The sequence below is a fragment of the Pseudomonas inefficax genome (assembly GCF_032164165.1).
GTDB classification, from domain to species: domain Bacteria; phylum Pseudomonadota; class Gammaproteobacteria; order Pseudomonadales; family Pseudomonadaceae; genus Aquipseudomonas; species Aquipseudomonas inefficax.
The window spans coordinates 3,519,599-3,543,740 of record NZ_CP134401.1 but is presented as its reverse complement, the minus strand read 5'-3'; the positions used below and the strand labels follow the sequence as shown (position 1 = coordinate 3,543,740).

The following is a 24,142-nucleotide window of genomic DNA, read 5'->3' as shown; positions in this document are numbered from 1 at the left end:
TGGGAGCGGGCGTGCCCGCGAACACCGGCGAAGCCGGTGCCATGCACCGCGGCGCTTGCTTCGCGGGCATGCCCGCTCCCACAAGGTTCTCGGTCAGTCCAGAATAAGGTCTACCGCGATTCCGTCGGACAAATCTTGTTCGACAATCCCCGCTTCCCTAGAATGTCGCCGCCGCGAATGGCCCTGCCCACGCAGTAGCGAGCATGCCCCCCCGATCTCCGCGTTTCGCACTCTACAGGTCGCACCCCGAGCTGATCCTCAACCTGGGCAGTTGCCTTGCCGTGCTCGCCATCGTGGCCATCGTCAGCTACCTGCTGGCGCGCGAGCGCGACAATGTCGAGGTGTCGGCGATCCGCTCGTCCAACAATATCGTCCAGTTGATCGAAAGCGACATCCTGCGCAACGTCGAACTCTACGACCAGTCGCTGCAGGGCCTGATCTGGGCGGTCGGGCGCAAGGAGCTGCCGGAGATCCCCGGCCCGGTGCGCCAACGCCTGCTATTCAATGAAGCCTTCGTCGACCGCAAGCGCGGTGACGTGCTATGGCTGGACAAGCAAGGCAACGTGGTGGGCGATTCCACCAGCAGCGTGCCACGCAAGGCCAACTTCGCCAACACCGGGGTTTTCCAGGCGCACCTGCACAACGCCAACCTCGGCCTGCTGGTGGGCCCGCCGTTCAAGGCCAGGCTCGGCGACCTGGACTGGTGCATCAGTTTCAGCCGGCGTATCTCCGACGCCAAAGGCGAGTTCGCCGGCCTGGCAGCGGGCGCGCTGCGCCTGTCGTACTTCAGTGAACTGTTCCAGCGCCTGGATATCGGCGAAGACAGCAGCATCAACCTGCTCAACACCGATGGCCAACTGCTGGCTCGCCAGCCCAGCCGTACGCAAGACTCGCAAATCGGCAGCAACTATGCCGAGCGGCCCAATTTCAAACGTATTCTCAGCGAGCAGAGCGGCAGCTTTACCGCCCGCTCCAGCAGCAACGGCAAACCGCGCATGTACACCTTCGCCCGGGTCGCGCAGTTGCCACTGATCGTACTGGTCGTGCATTCGGCCGAAGATGTATTCGAATCCTGGCGGCGTACTGCGATCCTGGTCAGCGTTGCCACCGGTGGACTATGTGTGGGCATCCTCTGGCTGACCCTGCTGCTGGGCCGCGAATTGCGTCGCCGCCAGGAGGCCGAACAGGGCCTTGCGACGCTGGCCGCCACCGACAGCCTGACCGGGCTGGCCAACCGCCGACGCCTGGACCAGGTACTACGACAGGAATGGGCTCGTGCCCAGCGCAACCGCAAGCCGTTGGCAGTGCTGATGGTGGATGTGGACCATTTCAGGGCGTTCAACCAGCGCCATGGCCATGCCGGTGGCGACCATGCCCTGCGCGAAGTGGCCAAGACCATCGAGGCATGCATCCGCCGCCCGGCCGATGTGGCAGCGCGTTATGGGGGTGAGGAATTTCAGGTAGTGCTGCCGGAAACCGATCTGAGCGGTGCGCAAATGCTTGCCGAGCGCATTCGTAGCAGTGTCGAAGCGCTGGCACCGTTCGCCGATGATGCCCACTCGGTCACGGTCAGCATCGGCATCGGCCTGTCAGGCACCCAGCACGATCTGGCGAAGGTGCTGGGTGCTGCGGATGAAGCGCTCTACCGGGCCAAGGCCAAAGGCCGCAACCGGGTAGAGGGGCCGGCCGACTAGCTGCGAGCGTGCGCGGCGTTGCGCAAGGCCCTGACCTGATCATGGTTGCGCTGCACACCTTGCAGCTGTTTTTCCACCAGGGTGTAGGTCTGGTCGCTGGCGGTGCGGCCCAGCTTCACCAGTTTCTCGCGGGCTTCCTTGTAGGCCTTGAGGGCGTGGTCCTCGCCTCGCTCCACCTCGTTCAGCACCGCTTCCTCATCCTTGCCGGTGACCATCGCCTTGAGGTTGACCCAACCCCGATGCAGGTCACCGCTGATGCTGGTGGAGGTTTCCGGGTCGCCACCCAGGCGACGCACCTCGCTCTGCAGCTCGCCGGCTGCATTGGCACACTCACCGGCACGCTGAACGAAGAACGCTTTCAGTTCGGGGTTTTTCACATCATCGGCCGAGGCCTTGAAGCCTTTCTCGCCATCCTTGCTGTACTCGATCAGGTCGTTGAGCACGTCGATCACATCTTTGTTGGGATTGCTCATGGCACAAACTCCTTGGCAGGTGATAGTCATCTGTAAGAGAGCAGCGTTCATGCCAAGCGAGGCTCGCCCATGAAATCTTTTAAAATCAATAAGATAGAAATACAGGACTAAAGCTGGAACAGGGCGTTCTGCATGATTGCCGCTTGGGCCTTCGTGCAGATTGCAGTATGGTCGGCGCTTTCAACAGCCAGGTGCGCCGATGATGAAGCCGGAAACCCTCGAACTGCTGGTCACCCGTACCATGCCGTTTGGCAAGTACCAGGGACGAATCGTTGCCGACCTGCCGGGGGATTACCTGGCCTGGTTTGCGCGCAAGGGTTTCCCGGCGGGGGAATTGGGTGGGTTGCTGGCGCTGATGCATGAGGTCGATCACAACGGGCTGGGCGATCTGCTTGTGCCGTTGCGGCAGAAGCATCGGCGCTAGCCTGGACTGGCCCCTTCGCGGGTAAACCCGCTCCCACAGGTTCTCTGCAAGCTTGAAAATTGTGCAGTACCTGTGGGAGCGGGTTCACCCGCGAAGAGGCCAATAAAGCCAGCTGAAATCCCTAACCCTTCACCGGTGCCACCGCCAGCTCCACCCGCTCGCTCTTCTTGATCACCGCATACACCACCGCCGTCAGCAGGCTGCCCGCCACGATCGCCAACAGGTACAACAGTGCATGGTTGATCGCATTGGGGATCAGCAGCACGAACAGGCCACCATGCGGCGCCATCAGCTTGCAGCCGAAGTACATCGACAATGCACCGGTCAATGCCCCGCCGGCCACGCTGGCCGGGATTACCCGCAGCGGGTCCTTGGCAGCAAACGGGATTGCCCCTTCGGAAATGAAGCACAGCCCCAGCGCCAGGGCCGCCTTGCCCGCTTCACGCTCGCTCTGGGCGAACTTGCGCCGGGCCAGGAAGCTGGCAATACCCAGGCCAATCGGCGGCACCATGCCGGCTGCCATGGTCGCCGCCATCGGCGCATAGCTCGACGAGGCCAACAGCCCCACCGAGAAGGCATAGGCAGCCTTGTTGATCGGCCCGCCCAGGTCGACGCACATCATGCCGCCCAGCAACAGGCCCAGCAGGATTGCATTGGTGGTGCCCATGCTGTCGAGAAAATGCGTGAGGCCTTCCAGCATCGCCGCCACTGGCTGGCCGACCACGTAGATCATCACCAGGCCGGTGAACAGGCTGGCCAGCAGCGGAATGATCAGGATCGGCTTGAGTGCCTCCAGGCTGCTGGGCAGGCGCGCCCAGCGGGCAATGGCCTTGGCACTGTAACCGGCGAGGAAACCGGCGACGATACCACCGATGAATCCGGCGCCCAGGGTGCTGGCCAGCAGACCGCCGATCATGCCGGGCGCCAGCCCCGGGCGGTCGGCGATGGACCAGGCGATATAGCCCGCCAGCAGTGGCACCATCAGCTTGAACGCAGCCTCGCCGCCGATCTGCATCAATGCGGCCGGCAAGGTGCCCGCTTCTTTATAAGCCTCGATACCGAACACGAACGACAGGGCAATCAGCAGGCCGCCAGCCACCACCATCGGCAGCATGAACGACACACCGGTGAGCAGGTGCTTGTATACCCCGGTCTTCTCGCCCTTCGCTGGCGTGCTCGCCGCTGCGGCATCGCCGCTGTTTTCCACCTTGGCCTCAGCCAGGGCCTTGTCGAGGGTGGCACGGGCCTGCTTGAGGGCGATACCGGTGCCACAACGGTAGATGCGCTTGCCGGCGAAACGCGCGGTGGGCACTTCGATGTCGGCAGCCAGTAGCACTACATCGGCTGCGGCGATGGCTTCGGCAGACAAGGGGTTGCGCGCACCGACCGAGCCCTGGGTTTCGACGGTGAGCTGGTAGCCCAGCTGCTGCGCGGCCTGCTGTAAAGCTTCCGCAGCCATGAATGTATGCGCGACGCCAGTCGGGCAAGCCGTGACGGCGACGATGCGTGCGCCAGCGCTGCCAGCTTCGGCCGGAAGGCCTGGCACCGTGGCCAGCAGCCGGGCGTTGGAAGCCGCCTCATCGAGGAAGCCTTCGCGGTCGGCCAAAGCCTGGGACGGCGTGCTCTGGTACACGCGCTTGCCGACGAAACGGGCCAGGTCCACCGGGCCGGTGCTGACCACCAGCACCCAGTCGGCTTCGGCGATCTGCGCGGCGCTCAGTTGCCGCTCGGGGTGGCCGGCATCCTGCACTTCGACGCTGGTACTCCAGCCCCGCCGCTGGGCAGCGGCAGACAGCAAACGCGCGCTCAGCACACTCGACACCTGGCCGTTGGGGCAGGCAGTGACAATGGCAATGTTCATCGGCAACCCTCTTGTTGTTCTGTCAGTTGCACGGCGGCTTCCAGACGCGCCAATTGTTCGCGGTCGCGGATGCCGAACCCAACCTGGGTAACGGCCTGAGCAGCGATCGCGGTGGCCCGGGTCAAGGTCTGCGCCGGGGCTTCACCCAGCAGCAGGCCGTGGACCATGCCGGCCACCAGCGAATCACCTGCGCCCACCGTGCTGGCAACCTGCACCTTGGGTGGGCAAGCATGTACGGCATGGTCATGGGTAAACCAGCTCACGCCCCGTTCGCCCGCCGACACCACCACGTGTTCTACGCCACTGGCCAGCAGGCGCTCGGCAGCTGCGCGCTGCTGCGCCGGGTTATCCACAGCCAGGCCGAGCACCTCGCCCAGCTCTTCGGTATTGGGCTTGACCAGCCAGGGCGAGCTCTGCAGGCCGACACGCAGGGCTTCGCCGCTGCTGTCCAGGGCCACCTTGAGGCCTTGCGCCTTGAGCTGTTCGAGCAACTGGCGGAACCAGTCGGCACTGATCCCGCGCGGCAGGCTACCAGCCACCACCACCGCATCATGGCCCGGGGCAATCTGCGCCAGGCGGCGCAGCAACGCACTGCGCGCCGCTTCGTCGACTTCCGGGCCTTGGCCGTTGATGTCGGTGACACGGCCATCGGCCTCGACCAGCTTGATGTTGCTGCGGGTTTCGCCCGGCACGCGGACAAAGCAGTCGACGAAACCGCGCCAGCCGATCAACGCCTCGAAGGGCTGCAGGTTGTCACGCCCGAGAAAGCCGCCAACAGTGACGCTGTGCCCCAGGTCGGCAAGTACCTGGGCAACGTTCAACCCTTTGCCCGCGGCGTGGCTGTGCTGTTCCTGGCTGCGGTTGACCTGCCCGGGGCGCAGGGTATCCAGGCCGATGGTGATATCCAGCGCCGGGTTCAGGGTGAGGGTGAGGATCTTGGCCATTCAGTAACGCTCCACCAGCGCGCGAACCGCTGCGGCGCTGTCCTGTTGCAGGGCCTCGTGCGCCAGGGCGCGGGCCGTCTGGTAATCGGCCTGGCGAACCAGGGCCTTGACTTCGGCAATGCTGCGCGCGGCGACGCTGAGTTCGTCCACGTCCAGGCCCAGCAGCACGGCGACCGCCTGCGGGTCGGCCGCCAGCTCGCCGCACACGCCCACCCACTTACCATGGGCATGGGCGGCGCGCACGGTCATGTCGATCAGGCTGAGCACCGCCGGATGCAGGCCGTCGGCCTGGGCCGAGAGGCTGGGGTGGCCACGGTCGATAGCCAGGGTGTACTGGGTAAGGTCGTTGGTGCCGATGCTGAAGAAGTCCACTTCGCGCGCCAGTTGCGGTGCCAGCAGCGCTGCCGAAGGCACTTCGACCATGATGCCCAGCTGCAGGTCGGCTACCGGAATCTCGGCGCGCAGGCGCTCGACCATGGCACGCGCCTCGCGCCACTCATGCACCTGCCCGACCATCGGGAACATGATCCGCAGCGGGCGCTGGTCGGCAGCACGCAGCAAGGCGCGCAGCTGGTCTTCCATAACCTGCGGGCGCTGCAGGGTCAGGCGTACGCCGCGCACGCCGAGGAACGGGTTTTCTTCGGCAGCGATCGGCCAGTACGGCAGCGGTTTGTCACCGCCGACATCAAGGGTGCGCACCACCAGCGGGCGCCCGTCGAGGCCATCGAGCACGCGGCGATACTCGGCTTCCTGGGTCGCCACATCCGGGGCCTGGGTGTGGGCCATGAAAATCAGCTCGGTGCGCAGCAGGCCCACGCCTTCGGCGCCCTGCTCCACTACCTTGGCGATGCCGTTGCTCTCGCCGATATTGGCGAACACCTCGACAGCATGACCATCGCGGGTAACCGCCGGCTCGAAGCGGTTGGCCCAGGCAGCCTGCAAGCGTTGCTCGCGCAGGTCGCGCTCGGTCAGGGCCCGTTGCAGTTCATCCGCCGGCGGCGCCACGCTGACCACGCCACGCTGGCCATCGAGCAGCAACGGCGTGCCACTGTCCAACAGCAGTATCGACGCGCCCGCGCCCACTACCGCCGGGATGCCCAGGGCACGGGCTACGATGGCGCTGTGGGCGGTGGCGCCACCCTGGGCGGTGACGATACCGGCGACGCGGCTCGGGTCCAGCCGGGCGACATCGGACGGGCCGACTTCGGTCATCACCAGCACGTAGGGTTGTTCGGGTTCAGTCTGGGCCGGCACGCCACACAACTGCGCCAGCACGCGGCGGCCGATGTCCCGCAGGTCGGCAGCACGCTCAGCGAGCAAGGCATCGTGCAGCGACTCCTGCTGGCGCGCCGCCGCCTCGATCACTGCCATCCACGCTGCCGCAGCGCTTTCGCCCTGGCCCAGGCGCTGCTCGACATCGTCGGTAAGGGCCGGGTCGGCGAGCATTTCCTGATGGGTGATGAAAATTTCGCCAATGGCCTTGTCGCTACGCTGGATCAAGGCCTGCAGCTCGCCATTCACGGTCGCCACGGCTTCACGCAGCTTCTGCCGCTCCTGGGCGCAGGACTCGCCGCGCAGGGGGTAGTCGAATTCACGCTCGACACACACATGCGCCGGGCCACTGGCAATACCCGGCGCCGCACCTACGCCCTGGATGCGGCTACCGGCTTCGGGCGCTTGCAGCACCTCGACCACTTCGCCGGCTACGGTCGCCACGGTCTGCGGCAGTGGCTCCACCTCTTCGCCCAGGCCGTCTTCGATGGCGGCCAGCAGCACCGGCAAGGCATCGGCGGCGATGCCTGGCTCAGCCACCAGTTCCAGCGCCTGGCCACGCCGGGCGCCGAGACTGAGCAGCTTGCTCAGGCTCTTTGCCGACACCGCCGGCTGCGCGCTGTCGACCAGGCGTACACGGATTTCCCCCTCGAAACCTTTGGCCAGTTGCGCCAATACCTTTGCCGGGCGGGCATGCAAACCATGCGGGTTGGCCAGCACCACGCGCGCACTGGGCCAGTCCGCCGGCGCTTCACCGCCGAGCACTTCCAGTACCGCGCGGCTGCTGGTGGCCTGGTAGAGCATCTGCCCGCGGCCTTCGATCAGCACTTCGCACAGGCGCTCGAGCAAGGCCTGGTGGGCTGCACCGAGGCTGGCCAGGCAGAACAGGCCGTTGAGCGGCTGGTCGCGGTAACGCAGCGGCTGCTGCGGGGTGATGAAGGCCAGGCCCGGCTGGCGCACCTGACGCTCGCTGTGCAGCCACCACAGGCCCTCGCCCAGCGGCAGCGGCTCGGCCTGCTGCAGCACGGCGGCAAAACCGCTGTCGACGCAGTCGGCGCGCTGCAACAGGCGGGCGCCGCGCCAGGCCAGTTCGTCGAAGTCTTCGGCCGCCAGGTTCAGGCCGACCAGCTGTGCATCCAGCGCCAGTTCCTGCGGCGCGCCCTGCAACAGTTTCAGCAACGCCTCGGCGGAACCGGCGCGGCGCAATGCCTCCGCCAGGTCGGTCTCGCCCAGGGCGCGGGTCAGCAGTTGCAACAGGCGCAGGTGTTCGTCCGAACGGGCGGCGATGCCGATGGCAAGGTAGACCATCTGGCCATCGCCCCAGTCCACACCCTCGGGAAACTGCAACAGGCGTACGCCGGTGGCGTACACCAGGTCGCGGGTCTGCGGCGTGCCATGGGGGATGGCGATGCCCTGCCCAAGGAAGGTGGAGCCTTGTGCCTCTCGGGCCTGCAGCCCTTGCAGGTACCCCTCGGCGACCAGGCCGTCAGCGACCAGCCGGTCGGCCAGCAGGCGCAACGCCTCGGCCTTGTCGGCGGCCTTCTGGCCCATGGCTATCTGCTCCTTGGCGAGCTCGAGCATGACCTTCTCCTTTTGCAGTTCCCGGTCGGGTACTGGAGTATTGTTGTGAAATTCACTTGAACGGCCAGTTCAACAGCCTTGCACGGATGGCAGCCGAGGCAGAAAATTCGGCAGCTGAAACGATTAATCTGACCAGACGGCCACGTTACTCGATAATCTGCCGAGGAAAAAGCCCCATCCTGTCGGACAATTGCGACAATGGTCGTCTGCGCGTGGCGCCCTCGCCGGGTCAAACTACCCGGTCAGGGCTCACAGCCAGCCCCGGTAATAACAAGGAAAATTCGGTGAAACTCAGCGATATCGCCCGTCTGGCCGGTGTGTCCGTGACCACTGCCAGCTACGTCATCAATGGCAAGGCCGAACAGCAGCGCATCAGCAACAGTACTGTCGAGCGGGTACGCGCGGTGGTCGAGGCCCACGGCTTCACCCCCAACCCGCAGGCCGCTGGCCTGCGCAGCCGGCATACCCGCACCCTGGGCTTCATTCTCCCGGATCTGGAGAACCCCAGCTACGCCCGCATCGCCAAGCAGCTCGAGCAAGGTGCCCGCGCCCGCGGCTACCAATTGCTGATCGCCAGCAGCGACGACCAGCCCGACAGCGAGCGCCAGTTGCAGCAGCTGTTCCGCGCCCGCCGTTGCGACGCACTGTTCGTTGCCAGCTGCCTGCCGCCGGAAGACGACAGCTACCGCGAACTGCAGGACAAAGGCCTGCCAGTAATCGCCATCGACCGCCGCCTGGACCCTGCGCACTTCTGCTCGGTGATCAGCGACGACCGCGATGCCAGCCGCCAACTGGCCGCCAGCCTGCTGAGCGCCGCCCCGCGCAGTATCGCACTGATCGGCGCACGCCCCGAGCTGTCAGTCAGCCAGGCACGTGCCGGCGGCTTCGACGAAGCCCTGCAAGGCTATGCCGGCGAGGTTCGCCGCTATCAGGGCGAAGCATTCAGCCGTGAGTGCGGCCAGCGCCTGATGCAGCAACTGATCGACGACCTTGGTGGCCTGCCGGATGCCTTGGTGACCACCTCCTACGTGCTGCTGCAAGGGGTGTTCGACACCCTGCAGGCGCGCCCTGCCGACTCGCGCCAGCTGCAGCTGGGTACCTTTGGCGACAACCAGTTGCTCGACTTCCTGCCGCTGCCGGTCAATGCCATGGCCCAGCAGCATGGCCTGATTGCCGCCACCGCGCTGGAACTGGCACTGGCCGCGATCGAGGACAAACGCTACGAACCTGGCGTGCATGCCGTCGGTCGAACCTTCAAGCAACGCATTACAGCGGCCTGAACATGCGCCTGATCGACACCCACACCCACCTGGATTTCCCCGACTTCGACGCCGACCGCCCGCGCTTGCTGGCCAACGCGGCGGCGCGCGGGGTTGAGCGGATGGTGGTGCTGGGGGTGTACCAGGCGAATTTCCAGCGGGTGTGGGACCTGGCCTGTGCCGACCAGCGCCTGTTCGCCGCGCTCGGCCTGCACCCGATCTACCTTGACCAGCATCGCCCGGAGCACCTGGCGCAGCTGCGCGAGTGGCTGGAGCGCCTGCACGGCGACCCACGGCTATGTGCCGTGGGCGAGTTTGGCCTGGACTATTACCTCGAAGACCTGGACAAGGCCCGCCAGCAGAAGCTGTTCGAAGCGCAACTGCAGATGGCTTGCGACTTCGAACTGCCCGCCCTGCTGCACGTACGCCGCAGCCATGCCCAGGTGATCGCCACGCTCAAGCGCTACAAGCCGGCGCGGGCGGGGGTGATTCACGCATTTGCCGGCAGTTATGAAGAGGCCCGCGAGTACATCAAGCTGGGCTTCCGGCTTGGGCTCGGCGGCGCGGGTACCTGGCCGCAGGCCTTACGACTGCGCAAGACCCTGGCGCGGTTGCCGCTGGACAGCGTGGTACTGGAGACCGATGCGCCGGACATGGCGCCGGTGATGTACCCGGGGGTTAGGAACAGCCCGGAGCACCTGCCGGAAATTGCCGGGGCGTTGGCAGAGGTTATGGGCGTAGAGGTTACGGAGCTGGCTGAAGCCAGCACCCGCAATGCTTGTGAGTTGTTCAGATGGTAGACCTCGCGCGGTCGCTGTAGGAGCGGCCTTGTGTCGCGAAAGGGCCGCAAAGCGGCCCCGGCAATTCATGCGGCGAAGCTGACAGCCTGGGGGCTGCTGCGCAGCCCATCGCGACACAAGGCCGCTCCTACAGAGGTATGCGCCCGGCTTCAGATCAGACCAGCACCGTCCACAGCGCAAACCCGGCATACCACAGCACCGCACAGCGCAGCAGCAACTCCCACAGGCTGTCCAGCCGGCCCAGCCCGCGCTGGCTGTCTTCTTCCTCGGGAATATCATCGGCAATGCGCCCGACCCGCGCCACCAGGTGTGCGGCGCTGATGTGCCAGTTGAGCACTTCGTGCAGCATTACCCGGGTAACCGCGAGGAAGTTGCCTACCAGGGCAAAACTCAAGGCCAGCACCCGTACAGGCAGCCAGTCCATGATGTGCCTCAGCTGCTCGGCACGGGCCTTCAACGTCAGTTGCTTGCTGTGTTCGCCACACAGCGCCAGCAGGCGATAGGCCAGGGCTGCACCCGGACCCAGCACGAAGTACCAGAAGATCACCGCGAAAAAGCCCTGGTACACCTGCCACAGCAAGTTGCCCTGTACCCGCACCAACAGGCTGTGCGGCTCGTCGGCAACCAGCCCCAAGTCACGCTCGGCCACGTGCAGCGCGGCTTGGTCATCACCACGCCGCCAGGCATCGCGGAATGGCCCCAACGATGCTTTGGCATCGCCGCGGCCCAGGCTGTAGATCAGCACCAGCAGGTGCACCGGCAACGCCAGCAAGCCATACGCCACCGGGTCCAGCACATGCAGCAGCAATACCAGCAGCACTACCGGTGCAAATACCAGGATGGCCAGCGTCCACCAGGGGTGCACCTTGCCGCTGCGCTCCAGGCGCACCAGTTCGCCAAGGAAAAACCCGTCGCGCTGCACTTGATGGCGCAAGGCCGAGAACTTCTCGACCCACAGCGCCAGCAACAACACCAGAAAACTCATGCCTTGTCCTCGTTTTGCTGCAGCGCCTGTCGGTAGCGCGGCCAGTCGAAGGTCGGGCCGGGGTCGGTCTTGCGCTGCGGGGCAATGTCGCTATGGCCCTGGATGCGGCCCAGGTCGATGGCTGGCCAGGCACTACGGATGTGCCAGGTAAGTTGCGCCAGCACCGCATACTGAGCATCGGTATAGGGCAGGTCGTCGGTGCCTTCCAGTTCGATACCGATGGAGAAATCGTTACAGCCCTCACGCCCGTCGAAGCACGACACACCGGCATGCCAGGCGCGGTCGCGCAACGACACGAACTGGGTCACCGCACCATCACGCTCGACGAACAGGTGTGCCGACACGGTCAGGTGGTTGATGCTGGCGAAATATGGATGTTCATTGGGGTCCAGGCGGTTCTGGAAGAACTGCTGGACCTTGCCGGTGCCGAAGCAGGCAGGCGGCAGGCTGATGTTGTGGATCACCAGCAGGGAAATCGATTCGCCTTCGGGGCGGGCATTGAAGTTCGGCGAGGGGCAGTGGGTGATTCCGATTCCGTGGAACCAGCCAGTAGCACGGTCCAATTGCATGGGGCAGATCCTGAAAACGCCGTGAACAGAGCATCAGTATGCCCTGTGGACAATGCCGTTTGCATGTGAATGATTGTAATCCCGGCGGCGCTCTCATAGAGCTGCACAAAAATCATTAATTGAGCAGGGTCTCTGTGGGAGCGGGTTCACCCGCGAACACCGGCGCAGCCGGTGCCAAGCACCGCGCTGGATTCTTCGCGGGTGAACCCGCTCCCACAGGGTAAGCGAACTGCCTGCCGACCGTGCCAACTTGCAGGCTTTGCCCAGGACAGTTGCTGCTAACGGCGCAAACTGTCGAGCACCGCCTCCAGCGCCCGCTCGAACAACAGCCCGTCATCCAGCACCCGCACATCGCCCCGGTGCAGTGCCAGGGCCAGGCTGGCACCGTTCCATTCGCGCACTTTCATGCCGGTGCGGTTGGCGAATACCAGCCGGTCGCTGCTGTCGATGCGCGCCACCAGTTTGCAGCGCAGCGGTTCGTCCTCATCCAGCACCTCGACCCAGGTACCGATACGCAGGCGCTGCACCTGGCGCACGGCCGCAGCCTGCCCGTCGGCAAACTGCAACGGGGCACAAGCGGGTTCTTCGGCAATCGCCAGGACGATGTCCTCGGCCACAAACACCTCGCTCAGAGGATGGCCCTCACCACCGGGTTGCATCGATTCACCTGCGCAGGCACGCAGGTGCAACTGCTCCAGTTGCAGGAAGAATTCGCGCGTCGCTGCCGAGTCCAGGGCCACGCTGGCCAGGCCATCGCGCAGTGCCTTGAGCAAGCCCGGCACCTGCTGCAGCAAGGCATGCGGCTCATGCGGTGGAGTGATGCTGGCCAGCAGCGTGTCCATCGTCTGCAAGGCGTCCCGCCAGGCCTGGGATGCCTCACCCTGCTTGAGCCAGGCCAGCAGCAGTACCTGGCTCCAGGCCTGCACCAGCATCTGCACCACCACCTGCGGCAATAACCGGCCGCGCAGGCGCAGGTTGAGTACGCGCTGCACCTGCTGCCTGGCCTGCAGGGTTCGGGCACGCCCTTCTTCCGCGTCGCGGGTGCGTTGTTCAAGTAGCTCGTTGCGCCGCCGCTCGTCCTGGTTGAAAGCGAGGAAGTCCTCCAGCAGTTCAGCGAACAGGCTGGCATCTTCGGCAAAATCATTGAGCAGGCGCTGGACGATACGCTCCACCCGCAGATGCAGGCTGTCGCGCATGCCGTCGCCGCCACATTCCCAACCAATTGTCGCACCAGCAATCTCGTTGAGCAGCCGGCGGGCCGGGTGGCTGGCACGACTGAACAGCCCCTTGTCCAGCAGGGCCACTTTCAGCAGCGGAATATGCAGACGCCCGATCAGCGCACGCAGGCTGTCCGGCAGGTTGTCGTCGTCCTGGATGAAGGCGAACAGCAGACCAACCAGGTTGATCATGTCCTCATCAGCCACGTCGATGCGCCGTCGTGTGCCGCTGCGCACGCTGACCCGCAACAGCAATTGTTCAAGCTGCTGACCAAGCTCGAAATCGTCGACCTCGTGGGTAGCGGGCACGTAATGCTGCAGGTGCGAAAGCAGGCGCAACAGGTCGGCGGTGCTGATTGGCTGGGCGGCGGCCACCGCCTGCAAACGAGGCGCGAACTGCCCACGCATCGGGGCCAGCAGTGTTTGCAACGAGGTAAAGAAAGCCTGCCCTGCCGCGTCCGCGCCCACCTCGTGCCCCAGGTTCGCCGGCCCACGTCGCGCACTCATGCGCCGGTCTTCGGCACGTCGGCGCGGTGCCGAGGGCAACTCGGGCAGCACGCCAGCGGCGGCCAGCAACTGGTTGGCTTCACCATAGATCACGTCGGCATCGCGCAATACATAGCGCTCGAACAGTTTGAGCAGGACCAGCTTGACCCGCAGGCCAACCCCCAGATTGCGGCCAGCGTCGAGGAAGTAACTGCACAGCGCTGCGGGCCCCAACGGGTTGTGCTGCTCCTGCAGGGGGCGGTCGAGCAGTACCTGCAAGCGCAGGCCCAGTTGCTGCAGGGCGATGCCGTCGCGTGACAGCACCCGCGCGACCATGCCTTCGATCGCGGCAGCCCTTTCCGCCTGGGCCTTGCTGCGCAGGTTGCCGGGCTCGACCAGGTGCGCCAGCAGGTCGACCTGGCCGATACGGGCAAAGGCATCATGGAACGTGTCGAGAAAACCGCGCTCGATACTCTTGCGCTTCAGGCGCAGGTCGCGCATGGCCTCGAAGTACAGGTTCTGGTCAGCGCGGTCGAAGGCCTTGTCGGCCATCTCGAAGAGGGTGTCGTCGGCGTTGTCGAACAAACCCTGCAAGCCCTGACGCAACTGCAAGGCGGCCTTGTCGCGCACCTGCAGGAGCAACACCGGAAGGCAAGGCAGAGGCGCACGCCCGCCTCGATCGATGGCTGCCGCCAAGGCCACCACCTTGCCTTCTTTTTGCATCCCGTACTCCTTGCAGGGTGTCTCGCCCGAGGGGGCTGAAGATCGTCAAAGTCATGACGCCAAATACTGGTCACCATTATCGGTAAAAACCCGCACAGCTGCCAGCGCCGTTTCACTGGCTGGCTAATGACCTTGATTTACCCCGCTTGCTCACACCGGCCGACCAAAGGTCATCGCCAAGGCGACTGTACACACCGGCCCCCTGCCCTATAATCGCCGGCATCTAGCTTGTGGAGCCGACCATGCCGAACCTACGCCTTGCCGACCTGACCGCTGAAATCGAAGCCAACGTGCGCCGCGCGCTGTTGGAGGACATCGGCAGTGGCGATATCACTGCGCAGCTGATCCCGGCCGAGCGCCTGGCCAAGGCGACCATCATCACCCGCGAAGACTGCGTGATCGCCGGCACCGCCTGGGTCGATGCCGTGTTCCGCCAACTCGACCCGCGCGTGGCTGTGCACTGGCAGGTGGCAGATGGCGAGCGCGCCACGGCCAACCAGCCGCTGTTCCATCTGGAGGGCCCCGCGCGTTCGCTGCTCAGTGGTGAGCGCAGTGCACTGAACTTCCTGCAGATGCTGTCGGGGGTCGCCACCCGTGCGCGCTTCCTGGCCGAGCTGGTGGAAGGCACCCAGGTGCGCCTGCTGGACACCCGCAAAACCCTGCCGGGCCTGCGCCTGGCGCAGAAGTATGCAGTGACCTGTGGCGGTTGCGACAACCACCGCATCGGCCTGTACGACGCTTTCCTGATCAAGGAAAACCATATCGCCGCCAGCGGCGGCGTGGCTGCGGCCGTGGCGGCGGCGCACCGTATTGCGCCGGGCAAGCCGGTGGAAATCGAAGTGGAAAGCCTGGATGAGCTGCGCCAGGCACTGGCTGCAGGTGCCGACATCATCATGCTCGACGAGCTGAACCTGGAAGAAATGCGCGAAGCAGTGCGCATCACTGCGGGCAAGGCCAAGCTGGAGGCCAGCGGCGGGGTCAACGAGGCGACCTTGCGGGTAATTGCCGAGACTGGGGTGGACTACATCTCGATTGGTGCCATGACCAAAGATGTGAAGGCGGTGGACCTGTCGATGCGGTTGAGTCTGTAAGCTGATTGTGGACGCAAAAAAACCGGCCATTGAGCCGGTTTTTTGGGGGCGCTTTGCGCCCCATTCGCAGCACAAGGCTGCTCCTACAAAGGGTTACGTACGCCCTGTAGGAGCAGCCTTGTGCTGCGAATGGGCTGCAAAGCAGCCCCGGCGATTCAGAATCAGAACGAAGCGTTGGCCAAACCGTCCAGGTAACGCTCGACATCCAGCGCCGCCATGCAGCCGGCACCGGCCGAGGTAATGGCCTGGCGGTAAACGTGGTCAGCCACGTCACCGGCGGCGAACACGCCCTCGACGTTGGTGGCGGTGGCATTGCCTTCACGGCCGCCGTTGACCACCAGGTAGCCGTCCTTGAGGGTCAGCTGGCCTTCGAACAGCGAGGTGTTCGGGGTGTGGCCGATGGCGATGAACACGCCGTCGACCTTGATTTCGTCGCTGCTGCCATCGTTGTTCTTCAGGCGCGCACCGGTCACGCCCATGTTGTCACCCAGCACTTCGTCCAGGGTGGCGTTGAGCTTGAGCTCGATCTTGCCTTCGGCCACACGGGCGTGCAGCTTGTCGACCAGGATCTTCTCGGCGCGGAAGGTATCGCGACGGTGTACCAGGGTCACCTTGCTGGCGATGTTGGCCAGGTACAGCGCCTCTTCAACTGCAGTGTTACCGCCGCCCACCACGGCAACCGGCTTGTTGCGGTAGAAGAAGCCGTCGCAGGTGGCGCAGGCCGAAACACCCTTGCCCATGAAGGTTTCTTCCGACGGCAGGCCCAGGTAGCGGGCGCTGGCGCCAGTAGCGATGATCAGCGCGTCGCAGGTGTACTTGCCGCTGTCACCCTGCAGGGTGAAGGGCTTGTTGGCCAGGTCGACGGCGTTGATGTGGTCGAAGACGATTTCGGTTTCGAAACGCTCGGCGTGTTCCTGCATGCGCTGCATCAGCGCCGGGCCGGTCAGGCCGTGGGGGTCGCCCGGCCAGTTGTCGACTTCGGTGGTGGTGGTCAGCTGGCCGCCAGCCTGCATGCCGGTGATCAGCAGCGGCTTGAGGTTGGCACGGGCGGCGTATACCGCGGCGCTGTAACCGGCAGGGCCGGAACCGAGAATGATGACGCGCGAATGACGTACTTCAGACATGTCGAACTCCTGTCGAGCGGGCCGCAGGGCCGGCATCGTGTACCGGCTGCGCCAGCTTGGAAATTAAAAAGGACCCACGCAGCACTTGGGGAAGGCTACAACGCGCAGGCCCGGAAAGCAGAAAGTTGAGCGCACTGTAGCGAGGTCGCAAAGATTAAGGAAATATCCTTCGACAATCCACCTCATAGCAATCGTCTATTCAGCGATTTCATCGATAGCCAAGCCTTGCTGCTTTTGTTACAGCCCGTTTCCCGCTCGCTGCCCGCCTTTCGTCGGCGCGACAAACTCGGTAAGGTCAGCGCGTTTCCCTTCTCTGCGGAGTTTCTCGATGCAAGCCCCTGCACTCTCTGGCCCCCAGTACCTGCGCGAAGGCCTGAAACTGGTGCTGAGCCCGAACCTGCGTTTGTTCGTGCTGCTGCCACTGGCGGTCAACCTGCTGCTGTTCGGCGGCCTGATCTACTTCGCCGGGCATCAGTTCAGCCTGTGGGTGGACGCCCTTATGCCGAGCTTGCCGAGCTGGCTGAGCTTCCTCACCTACATCCTGTGGCCGCTGTTCGTCGCCCTGGTGGTGCTGATGGTGTTCTTCACCTTCACCCTGGTGGCCAACATCATTGCCGCGCCGTTCAATGGCTTTCTGGCGGAAAAGGTCGAGGTAGTGGTGCGTGGCCAGGACAACTTCCCGGCGTTCAGCTGGGGCGAACTGATGGCCATGGTGCCACGTACCTTTGGCCGTGAAATGCGCAAGCTGGGCTACTTCCTGCCGCGGGCCATCGGCCTGTTCATCCTGTCGCTGATCCCGGTGGTCAACGTGGTGGCGGCGCCGCTATGGCTGATCTTCGGTGTATGGATGATGGCTATCCAGTACATCGACTACCCGGCGGACAACAACAAGATGAGCTGGCAGGACATGCTCGCCTGGCTGCGCCAGAAGCGCTGGCAGTCGCTGGGCTTTGGCGGCATTACCTACCTGGCGTTGATGATTCCGCTGGTGAACGTGCTGATGATGCCGGCGGCGGTGGCCGGGGCCACATTGTTCTGGGTGCGGGAGCGCAACTGATCCCTATCGGACCTTGCGCGGCCTCCTGTGGGAGCGGCCTTGTGTCGCGAAAGGGCTGCAAAGCGGCCCCAGCAATTCGTGCATTGATGCTGAAATCCTGGGGCCGCTCTGCGGCCCTTTCGCGACACAAGGCCGCTCCTACAAAAAAGCAGACTGTGTCTGGTCTTGGTCCTACTGCCCCAATCGGCTGGAAAACTGCCCCACCACATCCACCACCCGCTTCGCCCCGTCCTGGATCTCGACAATCACGTTCCCTGTCTCGTCCGCCAGTGCCAGCCCCTGCTCGGCCTGACGCTTGCTGGTGTCGATGATCGCCACAGCCGCCTGGGCCAGTTGTTCGTTCTGCTGCACCACCCGGGCGATTTCCTCGGTGGCGGTGCTGGTACGCGAGGCCAATTGGCGCACTTCATCGGCAACCACGGCAAACCCACGCCCCTGCTCGCCGGCGCGGGCCGCTTCGATGGCCGCGTTCAGCGCCAGCAGGTTGGTCTGCCCGGCAATGTCGCTGATGGTCTTGATGATCGAACCGATCACCCGCGACTGGGTATCCAGCGCCTGGATGCCCTCTGCCGCCTCTTGCATCGAAGCTTCCAGCCCGCGCATCACGCTGACACTCTGGGTGACCACATCGGTGGCCTTGCGAGCGCTGGCATCGGTACCCAGCGAGGTGTTGTAGGCGACATCTGCCGCTTCGGCCACCGCAAGCTCCTGGTTGACCTGGTCGGTGATGACGGTGGCGAACTTGACCACCTTGTACAGCACGTCATGGGCATCGAAGATGGGGTTGTACGAAGCCTCCAGCCAGACCACCCGGCCATGGGCATCGATACGCTTGAAGCGTTCGGCAACGAACTCGCCACGGCGCAGCTTGTCCCAGAACGCCTGGTAACCGGCCGAGTTGGCCTCCTCCGGCTCGCAGAACATACGGTGATGCTTGCCACGGATCTGCTCCAGGCGATAACCAAGGGTAGCCAGGAAGCGTTCGTTGGCGGTGAGCACGGTGCCATCCAGGGCGAATTCGATCACGGCGGTGGAACGCATCAGCGCCTTGATCAGGCTTTCGTGCTCGCGGGAGGTCTCGATGGTGCGGGTAAGGTCGCTGGAGTGCAGCGTGAAATACTTGATGCGCCCTTCACTGTTCTTGACTGGCTGCAGGATGGACCGTAACCAGGCCTCCTGGCCATTGCCGCGCAGCAGGCGGAATGCACCGTTCAGGTGTTCACCGCGGCTGATTGCGCCTTTCATGCGCTGGTAGAAATCCAGCGTCTTCACATGGGCGGGGACGATGTCCTCGATGTTGCGCCCAAGCAACTGTTCGGCACGGTAGAGCATCTCGCTCTCGAAGTTGCCGTTGACCATCTCGATCCGCCCCTGGGGATCGAGTTGCAGCACCAGCATCTCGCTGTCGAGGCTACTCTTGACCTGTTCGATGGACATCAGGTCTTCGCGCAACTGCCGGATTTCTTGCTTGAGCTTGTTGTTGAACATCACCGCTCTCCTGGAGCGCATCGTCTGATGCATCTTCATCGGCTGCCGGTGCCCCCTCTTGAGCACCCTTGCAAGGAAAAATTCACAAGGCCAAAAGCGTCGGCGATCAGGCGTCATCTGTACGTCACATTTCAGTCACATCGGCGCAATCCAGCAGGCGGACACTTTTTGTCATGAATACACCCGCCCTACGCATTACCCTGGTCAGCGAAACCTTCCCACCCGAGATCAACGGCGTGGCCAACACCCTTGGCCGACTCAGCGAAGGATTGCGCCAGCGCGGCCATGAGATCGAAGTGGTGCGCCCGCGCCAGGCCGGTGAAGCACCGCTGCACAACGACCCGAACCTGGTGCTGTGCCGTGGCTGGCCACTGCCTGGTTACCCGGGCTTGCAGTGGGGCGAGGTGTCGATGCACAAGCTGGTGCGTCGCTGGCGCCGGCAGCGCCCGGACGTGCTGTACATCGCCACCGAGGGGCCGCTTGGGCTGAGCGCATTGCGCGCGGCCCGGCGCCTGGGGGTAGCGGTGGTCAGCGGCTTCCACACCAACTTCCCGCAGTACTCCGGCCAGTACGGGCTGGGCCTGCTGACGCGCCTGCTCACCCACTACCTGCGCTGGTTCCATCGGCGCACGGCGATCACCCTGGTACCCAGCCTCAGCCAGCGTCTGGAGCTTGAACGCCGTGGCTTCGAACGCCTGGAGCTATTGGCCCGAGGGGTCGATGCCTGCCTGTTCAACCCGGCCCGGCGCAGCCCCGCATTACGAAAAAGCTGGGGGCTTGGGCCGGATGACATCGCAGTCCTGCATGTCGGGCGGCTTGCGGCGGAAAAGAACCTGGGCTTGCTGCGTCCGAGCCTGCAGGCACTGCAGAATACTTTTCCGCACAAACGCATGCGCCTGGTCATCGTGGGGGACGGCCCACAGCGTGCCACCCTCGAACAGCAGGTACCGGATGCCGTGTTCTGTGGCGCCCAGCGTGGCGAGGTACTGGCCGAACACTACGCCAGCGGTGACCTGTTCTTGTTTCCGAGCCTGACCGAAACCTTTGGCAATGTGGTGCTCGAAGCCATGGCCTCGGGGTTGGCAGTGGTCGCATATGACGAGGCAGCCGCTGCGCAGCACCTTCGCCATGGTCATAGCGGCGCACTGGCCATGCCGGGGGATCAGGCAGCGTTCATCGATGCAGCCTGCTGGTTGCTGGAGGAAGAAGAAACGTTACGGCGGGTGCGCCTGAATGCACGAAAGCATGCCAGCCGCCAGGGCTGGCCGGCGATTGTCGAGCAGTTCGAGGGGTATCTGCATGCAGCCCGGAACCAGGCTGCGACTTCATCAGCTTCGAGGCTGGGTGCTACGCGATCTGTGTAGGAGCGGCCTTGTGTCGCGATCGGGCCGCAAAGCGGCCCCCGGATGCCAGCATTGCCACTACATCGAGGGGCTGCTCTGCAGCCCGATCGCGACACAAGGCCGCTCCTACAGGGGGACCTCGTCAGGCGCTCAGGCCAATGCCTTCTCGATAGCCTGCACCACCGCTGGATCATCCGGAGCAGTGCGCGGCGAAAAGCGCGCCAGCACCCGCCCATCCTTGCCCACCAGGAACTTCTCGAAGTTCCAGGTAATATCCCCCGGGAACTCTGCCCCCTCACCCGCCAGCAGGCGGTACAGCGAGTGGCGCTGCGGCCCGTTGACCTCCAGCTTGGCACCCAGCGGGAAGCTCACCCCGTAATTGAGGCTGCAGAACTCCTGGATTTCCTTTTCGCTGCCAGGCTCCTGGCCGGCAAACTGGTTGCACGGCAGACCAAGCACGTTGAAGCCCTTGTCCTTGTATACCTGGTAGAGGTTCTCCAGGGCCTTGTATTGCGGCGTGAGGCCACACTTGGAGGCAACGTTGACCACCAGCACCACTTGGCCCTTGAATGGCGAGAGGGGCAGTTCCCCGCCGTTCAACGCGTCCAGTTTCAGGTCGTGAAATGCACTCATGATGAATCCCTCTCAGGTTCCCGGTTGCCGCGCAGGCGAATTCCGCCCACTAAAAAGGCGCTCGTCCAAGCCGTCCACCTCCCGTAGGAAGGCAAATCGGCTTGCCCGAGCGCCTGGCGACTTTCTGAGCTTAGCGCAGAAAATCAGTGGTGATGGCCACCTTCACCGTGGATGTGACGGTGAGCGATTTCTTCGTCGCTGGCATCACGCACGTTGACTACCTTGACCTGGAAGGTCAGGCGCTGGCCGGCCAGCGGGTGGTTGCCGTCGACGGTCACGTCGTCGCCGTCGATGTCGCGGATGGTGACGATCTGCATCTGGCCATCCGGTGCCGAAGCGTGGAACTGCATGCCCACTTCCAGCTCGTCGACACCTTCGAACAGGCTGCGGTTCAGGGTGCTGACCAGCTCGGCCAGGTACTCGCCGTAGGCCTCTTCCGGCTCGATGGAAACGTTCAGCTCGTCACCGGCCTGCTTGCCTTCCAGGGCTTTTTCCAGGCCCGGGATGATGTTGCCGGCACCGTGCAGGTAAACCAGCGGTGCACCGCCGGCGGAGCTGTCGATGGTCTCCCCGGCGTCGTTGGTCAGGGTATAGTCGATGGAGACAGCCTTGTTGGCGGCGATCAGCATGGGGCAAGACCTTTTGCAAAAGAATGTAGAGCGGACAAGTGTAACCAAGCCATCGCCCGATTGCGAACGCACCGCGGACGAGCAACGGCCCATCAGTCGGATCACCGGCTTCCACCAGGACGAAGAGGGCCACTGGGTGGCCGAGCTTTCCTGTGGCCACACCCAGCACCTGCGCCACCAGCCGCCGTGGCAGGCGCGCCCCTGGGTGCTCGACCCGGCCCAGCGCGCGCAACGCATCGGCCAGCCTTTCGCTTGCGGCTGGTGCGCACAAGGGGCCGATAGCGCTACCCTTGGCCGTTAATTTCTTGCACCGCTTATTTCGAGAAGCACGCATGCAGACATTTTTCATTGCGCCGACTGATTTCGGTGTCGGCCTGACCTCCATCAGCCTGGGCCTGGTGCGCACCCTTGAGCGCGCCGGCCTGAAGGTCGGCTTCTTCAAGCCGATCGCTCAGCCCCACCCGGGTGACACCGGCCCCGAGCGCTCCACCGAGCTGGTCGCCCGCACTCATGGCATCAAGCCTCCTGTGCCGCTTAGCCTGGCCCATGTCGAGCGCATGCTTGGCGATGGCCAGCTGGACGAGTTGCTCGAAGAAATCATCCGCCTGTACCAGCAAGCCTGCATCGGCAACGACGTGGTGGTGGTCGAGGGCATGGTGCCCACGCGCCACGCCAGCTATGCGGCACGGGTCAACCTGCACCTGGCCAAGAGCCTGGATGCCGAGGTGATCCTGGTATCGGCGCCGGAAAACGAAGTGCTCAGCGAGCTGTCCGGTCGGGTCGAACTGCAGGCCCAGTTGTTCGGCGGCCCGCGCGACCCGAAAGTGCTCGGGGTAATCCTCAACAAGGTGCGCACCGAAGAAAGCATGGCGGACTTTTCCACCCGCCTGCGTGAGCACTCGCCGCTACTGCGTGGCAACGACTTCCGCCTGCTGGGCTGTATCCCCTACCAGCCCGAACTGAACGCCCCGCGCACCCGTGACGTGGCCGACCTGCTCGGTGCCCAGGTGCTCAATGCCGGTGACTATGAACAACGGCGCATGAGCAAGATCATCATCTGCGCGCGCACCGTGGCCAACACGGTACCGCTGCTTACCTCGGGTACCCTGGTGGTGACCCCGGGCGACCGCGACGACATCATCCTCGCCGTCAGCCTGGCGGCGATCAACGGCGTACCGCTGGCCGGCCTGCTGCTGACCAGTGACGGTAAGCCAGACCCTCGCATTTTGGGCTTGTGCCGTGGCGCCCTGCAGGCCGGCCTGCCGATCCTGTCGGTCAGCACCGGCTCGTACGACACCGCCAACCAGCTTAACTCGCTGAACCGCGAAATCCCGGTGGACGACCGCGAGCGCGCCGAATTCATCACTGACTTCGTCGCCAGCCACCTCGACGCCGCCTGGCTGCACCAGCGTTGTGGTACCCCGCGCGAGCTGCGCCTGTCGCCGGCGGTGTTCCGCTACCAGTTGATCCAGCGGGCGCAGCAGGCCAACAAGCGCATCGTCCTACCGGAAGGCGCCCAGCCGCTGCTGGTGCAGGCTGCGGCCATCTGCCAGGCCCGCGGCATTGCCCGCTGCGTGCTGCTGGCCAAGCCCGAGGATGTCGACGCCGTGGCCCGCGCCCAAGGCATCACCTTGCCGCCGGGCCTGGAAATTCTCGACCCCGATGTGATTCGCCGGCGCTATGTTGAGCCGATGGTCGAGCTGCGCAAGAGCAAGAACCTCAATGCACCAATGGCCGAACAGCAACTGGAAGACCCGGTGGTGATCGGTACCATGATGCTGGCTCTGGACGAAGTGGACGGCCTGGTCTCGGGCCTGGTGCACTCCACCGCCAACACCATCCGCCCGGCCCTGCAATTGATCAAGACCGCACCGGGCTCGAGCCTGGTGTCGTCGGTGTTCTTCATGCTGTTCCCCGAGCAGGTGCTGGTGTACGGCGACTGTGTGATGAACCCGCACCCGAGTGCTGTCGAACTGGCCGAGATCGCCCGGCAGAGTGCCGAATCGGCGCAGGCCTTCGGCATCGCACCACGGGTGGCGATGATCAGTTATTCAAGCGATTCGGCCAGCGACGAGGAAGTCGAGAAAGTGCGCGAAGCGACCCGCCTGGCACAAGGCGCGGCGCAGGAGCTGCTGATCGACGGGCCGTTGCAGTATGACGCGGCGGCCAACCCGGCGATTGCTCGCGAGCTGGCGCCGGACAGCCCGGTGGCAGGGCGTGCCACGGTGTTCGTGTTCCCTGACCTGAACACCGGCAACACGACGCACAAGGCGGTACAACGCAGTACCGACGGGGTCAGCCTGGGGCCGATGCTGCAAGGGTTGCGCAAGCCGGTGAACGACTTGCCACGCGGGGCGCAGGTTGACGATATCGTGCATACCATCGCCCTGACGGCGATTCAGGCCAGCGTGGTGCGCTAAAAACCGGGGCTGTCTTGCAGCCCCTGTGGGAGCGGGTTCACCCGCGAAGAATGCGACGCGGTGTTTGGC

General features: G+C 64.5%; 19 protein-coding genes and 2 pseudogenes. 9 read left to right on the top strand and 12 right to left on the bottom strand.

All coding sequences use genetic code 11. From position 1 onward, the window contains the following. Window positions 1–203: 203 nt before the first annotated feature. Window positions 204–1,694 carry a diguanylate cyclase domain-containing protein gene (locus tag RIN61_RS15945; protein WP_313852809.1) on the top strand — a complete coding sequence of 497 codons (1,491 nt, stop codon included), beginning with the start codon at window positions 204–206 and terminating at the stop codon, window positions 1,692–1,694. Here RIN61_RS15945 and RIN61_RS15940 read toward each other — a convergent pair. After that, complete coding sequence (locus RIN61_RS15940) at window positions 1,691–2,167, bottom strand: ferritin-like domain-containing protein (RefSeq protein WP_112252027.1); 477 nt, start codon at window positions 2,165–2,167, stop codon at window positions 1,691–1,693. The genes RIN61_RS15945 and RIN61_RS15940 overlap by 4 nt on opposite strands. Window positions 2,168–2,369: 202 nt before the next feature. Here RIN61_RS15940 and RIN61_RS15935 point away from each other — a divergent pair, with 202 nt between their 5' ends. Next, complete coding sequence (locus tag RIN61_RS15935) at window positions 2,370–2,591, top strand: DUF3820 family protein (protein WP_112252043.1); 222 nt, start codon at window positions 2,370–2,372, stop codon at window positions 2,589–2,591. 121 nt (window positions 2,592–2,712) lie between these two features. Here the strand turns inward: RIN61_RS15935 and RIN61_RS15930 are convergent, their stop codons facing one another. From RIN61_RS15930 to ptsP, 3 genes are read right to left on the bottom strand one after another with little or no spacing between them, the layout of a single operon-like run. After that, window positions 2,713–4,452, bottom strand: a complete 1,740-nt coding sequence (locus RIN61_RS15930; protein ID WP_112252026.1) for a PTS fructose-like transporter subunit IIB — start codon at window positions 4,450–4,452, stop codon at window positions 2,713–2,715. Further along, on the bottom strand, window positions 4,449–5,396 hold the full coding sequence (gene pfkB, locus RIN61_RS15925; protein ID WP_207879413.1) for a 1-phosphofructokinase: 948 nt from the start codon (window positions 5,394–5,396) through the stop codon (window positions 4,449–4,451). Before pfkB ends, RIN61_RS15930 begins: the two co-directional genes overlap by 4 nt. After that, complete coding sequence (gene ptsP, locus RIN61_RS15920) at window positions 5,397–8,249, bottom strand: phosphoenolpyruvate--protein phosphotransferase (protein ID WP_313852803.1); 2,853 nt, start codon at window positions 8,247–8,249, stop codon at window positions 5,397–5,399. 284 nt (window positions 8,250–8,533) lie between these two features. On the opposite strand from ptsP, the gene cra reads away from it, so the two are divergent. Together cra and RIN61_RS15910 are read left to right on the top strand one after the other, a co-directional pair. Further along, a complete protein-coding gene (gene cra, locus RIN61_RS15915) occupies window positions 8,534–9,529 on the top strand; it encodes a catabolite repressor/activator (protein ID WP_025337726.1) in 996 nt (331 codons plus the stop codon). Window positions 9,530–9,531: 2 nt separating this feature from the next. Further along, a complete protein-coding gene (locus RIN61_RS15910) occupies window positions 9,532–10,308 on the top strand; it encodes a TatD family hydrolase (RefSeq protein WP_207879409.1) in 777 nt (258 codons plus the stop codon). A gap of 154 nt (window positions 10,309–10,462) precedes the next feature. On the opposite strand, the gene ampE is transcribed toward RIN61_RS15910, so the two are convergent. The 3 genes from ampE to RIN61_RS15895 form a co-directional block, all read right to left on the bottom strand. Next, window positions 10,463–11,293: a regulatory signaling modulator protein AmpE gene (gene ampE, locus RIN61_RS15905; RefSeq protein ID WP_313852798.1), complete on the bottom strand. Its 831-nt coding sequence runs from the start codon at window positions 11,291–11,293 to the stop codon at window positions 10,463–10,465. Next, a complete protein-coding gene (gene ampD, locus RIN61_RS15900; protein WP_313852796.1) occupies window positions 11,290–11,862 on the bottom strand; it encodes a 1,6-anhydro-N-acetylmuramyl-L-alanine amidase AmpD in 573 nt (190 codons plus the stop codon). Before ampD ends, ampE begins: the two co-directional genes overlap by 4 nt. A 278-nt stretch (window positions 11,863–12,140) precedes the next feature. Then, window positions 12,141–14,288 (bottom strand): DUF1631 domain-containing protein, encoded by a 2,148-nt coding sequence (locus RIN61_RS15895; protein WP_207879407.1) that lies wholly within the window; start codon window positions 14,286–14,288, stop codon window positions 12,141–12,143. Between the two features lie 242 nt (window positions 14,289–14,530). On the opposite strand from RIN61_RS15895, the gene nadC reads away from it, so the two are divergent. Then, the gene (gene nadC / locus RIN61_RS15890; protein ID WP_112252019.1) at window positions 14,531–15,379 is read left to right on the top strand and encodes a carboxylating nicotinate-nucleotide diphosphorylase; all 849 of its coding nucleotides are present in this window, start codon (window positions 14,531–14,533) and stop codon (window positions 15,377–15,379) included. A gap of 161 nt (window positions 15,380–15,540) precedes the next feature. Here nadC and trxB read toward each other — a convergent pair whose 3' ends face one another. Further along, a complete protein-coding gene (gene trxB, locus RIN61_RS15885; RefSeq protein WP_025337720.1) occupies window positions 15,541–16,503 on the bottom strand; it encodes a thioredoxin-disulfide reductase in 963 nt (320 codons plus the stop codon). Window positions 16,504–16,831: 328 nt separating this feature from the next. On the opposite strand from trxB, the gene cysZ reads away from it, so the two are divergent. Beyond that, a complete protein-coding gene (cysZ, locus tag RIN61_RS15880) occupies window positions 16,832–17,560 on the top strand; it encodes a sulfate transporter CysZ (RefSeq protein WP_112252018.1) in 729 nt (242 codons plus the stop codon). Between the two features lie 171 nt (window positions 17,561–17,731). On the opposite strand, the pseudogene RIN61_RS26820 reads toward cysZ, so the two are convergent. Then, a pseudogene (locus RIN61_RS26820) lies at window positions 17,732–18,091 on the bottom strand (methyl-accepting chemotaxis protein); the annotation flags it as partial. 234 nt (window positions 18,092–18,325) lie between these two features. Then, a pseudogene (locus RIN61_RS26815) lies at window positions 18,326–18,919 on the bottom strand (PAS domain-containing protein); the annotation flags it as partial. A gap of 302 nt (window positions 18,920–19,221) precedes the next feature. On the opposite strand from RIN61_RS26815, the gene RIN61_RS15870 reads away from it, so the two are divergent. After that, window positions 19,222–20,412 carry a glycosyltransferase family 4 protein gene (locus tag RIN61_RS15870; RefSeq protein ID WP_207879405.1) on the top strand — a complete coding sequence of 397 codons (1,191 nt, stop codon included), beginning with the start codon at window positions 19,222–19,224 and terminating at the stop codon, window positions 20,410–20,412. A 129-nt stretch (window positions 20,413–20,541) separates the two neighbouring features. Here RIN61_RS15870 and RIN61_RS15865 read toward each other — a convergent pair whose 3' ends face one another. Both RIN61_RS15865 and RIN61_RS15860 read right to left on the bottom strand, forming a co-directional pair. Beyond that, complete coding sequence (locus tag RIN61_RS15865) at window positions 20,542–21,024, bottom strand: glutathione peroxidase (protein WP_112252015.1); 483 nt, start codon at window positions 21,022–21,024, stop codon at window positions 20,542–20,544. Window positions 21,025–21,167: 143 nt separating this feature from the next. Continuing rightward, entirely contained in the window at window positions 21,168–21,653 is a 486-nt protein-coding gene (locus RIN61_RS15860) for an FKBP-type peptidyl-prolyl cis-trans isomerase (protein ID WP_003247325.1), read from the bottom strand. On the opposite strand from RIN61_RS15860, the gene RIN61_RS15855 reads away from it, so the two are divergent. Together RIN61_RS15855 and pta are read left to right on the top strand one after the other, a co-directional pair. After that, window positions 21,652–21,954 carry a DUF3565 domain-containing protein gene (locus RIN61_RS15855; protein ID WP_112252014.1) on the top strand — a complete coding sequence of 101 codons (303 nt, stop codon included), beginning with the start codon at window positions 21,652–21,654 and terminating at the stop codon, window positions 21,952–21,954. The genes RIN61_RS15860 and RIN61_RS15855 overlap by 2 nt on opposite strands. Window positions 21,955–21,985: 31 nt before the next feature. Continuing rightward, window positions 21,986–24,073: a phosphate acetyltransferase gene (gene pta / locus RIN61_RS15850; RefSeq protein ID WP_112252013.1), complete on the top strand. Its 2,088-nt coding sequence runs from the start codon at window positions 21,986–21,988 to the stop codon at window positions 24,071–24,073. The last annotated feature ends 69 nt before the right edge of the window (window positions 24,074–24,142 follow it).

Coding starts and splice junctions, on each gene's coding strand:
- cysZ (WP_112252018.1), top strand. CDS start 16,832: ATGCAAGCCCCTGCACTCTCTGGCCCCCAGTACCTGCGCGAAGGCCTG.
- ampE (WP_313852798.1), bottom strand. CDS start 11,293: ATGAGTTTTCTGGTGTTGTTGCTGGCGCTGTGGGTCGAGAAGTTCTCG.
- RIN61_RS15940 (WP_112252027.1), bottom strand. CDS start 2,167: ATGAGCAATCCCAACAAAGATGTGATCGACGTGCTCAACGACCTGATC.
- RIN61_RS15935 (WP_112252043.1), top strand. CDS start 2,370: ATGAAGCCGGAAACCCTCGAACTGCTGGTCACCCGTACCATGCCGTTT.
- RIN61_RS15930 (WP_112252026.1), bottom strand. CDS start 4,452: ATGAACATTGCCATTGTCACTGCCTGCCCCAACGGCCAGGTGTCGAGT.
- ptsP (WP_313852803.1), bottom strand. CDS start 8,249: ATGCTCGAGCTCGCCAAGGAGCAGATAGCCATGGGCCAGAAGGCCGCC.
- RIN61_RS15860 (WP_003247325.1), bottom strand. CDS start 21,653: ATGCTGATCGCCGCCAACAAGGCTGTCTCCATCGACTATACCCTGACC.
- RIN61_RS15910 (WP_207879409.1), top strand. CDS start 9,532: ATGCGCCTGATCGACACCCACACCCACCTGGATTTCCCCGACTTCGAC.
- RIN61_RS15865 (WP_112252015.1), bottom strand. CDS start 21,024: ATGAGTGCATTTCACGACCTGAAACTGGACGCGTTGAACGGCGGGGAA.
- nadC (WP_112252019.1), top strand. CDS start 14,531: ATGCCGAACCTACGCCTTGCCGACCTGACCGCTGAAATCGAAGCCAAC.
- RIN61_RS15855 (WP_112252014.1), top strand. CDS start 21,652: ATGGGGCAAGACCTTTTGCAAAAGAATGTAGAGCGGACAAGTGTAACC.
- trxB (WP_025337720.1), bottom strand. CDS start 16,503: ATGTCTGAAGTACGTCATTCGCGCGTCATCATTCTCGGTTCCGGCCCT.
- RIN61_RS15870 (WP_207879405.1), top strand. CDS start 19,222: ATGAATACACCCGCCCTACGCATTACCCTGGTCAGCGAAACCTTCCCA.
- pfkB (WP_207879413.1), bottom strand. CDS start 5,396: ATGGCCAAGATCCTCACCCTCACCCTGAACCCGGCGCTGGATATCACC.
- ampD (WP_313852796.1), bottom strand. CDS start 11,862: ATGCAATTGGACCGTGCTACTGGCTGGTTCCACGGAATCGGAATCACC.
- pta (WP_112252013.1), top strand. CDS start 21,986: ATGCAGACATTTTTCATTGCGCCGACTGATTTCGGTGTCGGCCTGACC.
- RIN61_RS15895 (WP_207879407.1), bottom strand. CDS start 14,288: ATGCAAAAAGAAGGCAAGGTGGTGGCCTTGGCGGCAGCCATCGATCGA.
- RIN61_RS15945 (WP_313852809.1), top strand. CDS start 204: ATGCCCCCCCGATCTCCGCGTTTCGCACTCTACAGGTCGCACCCCGAG.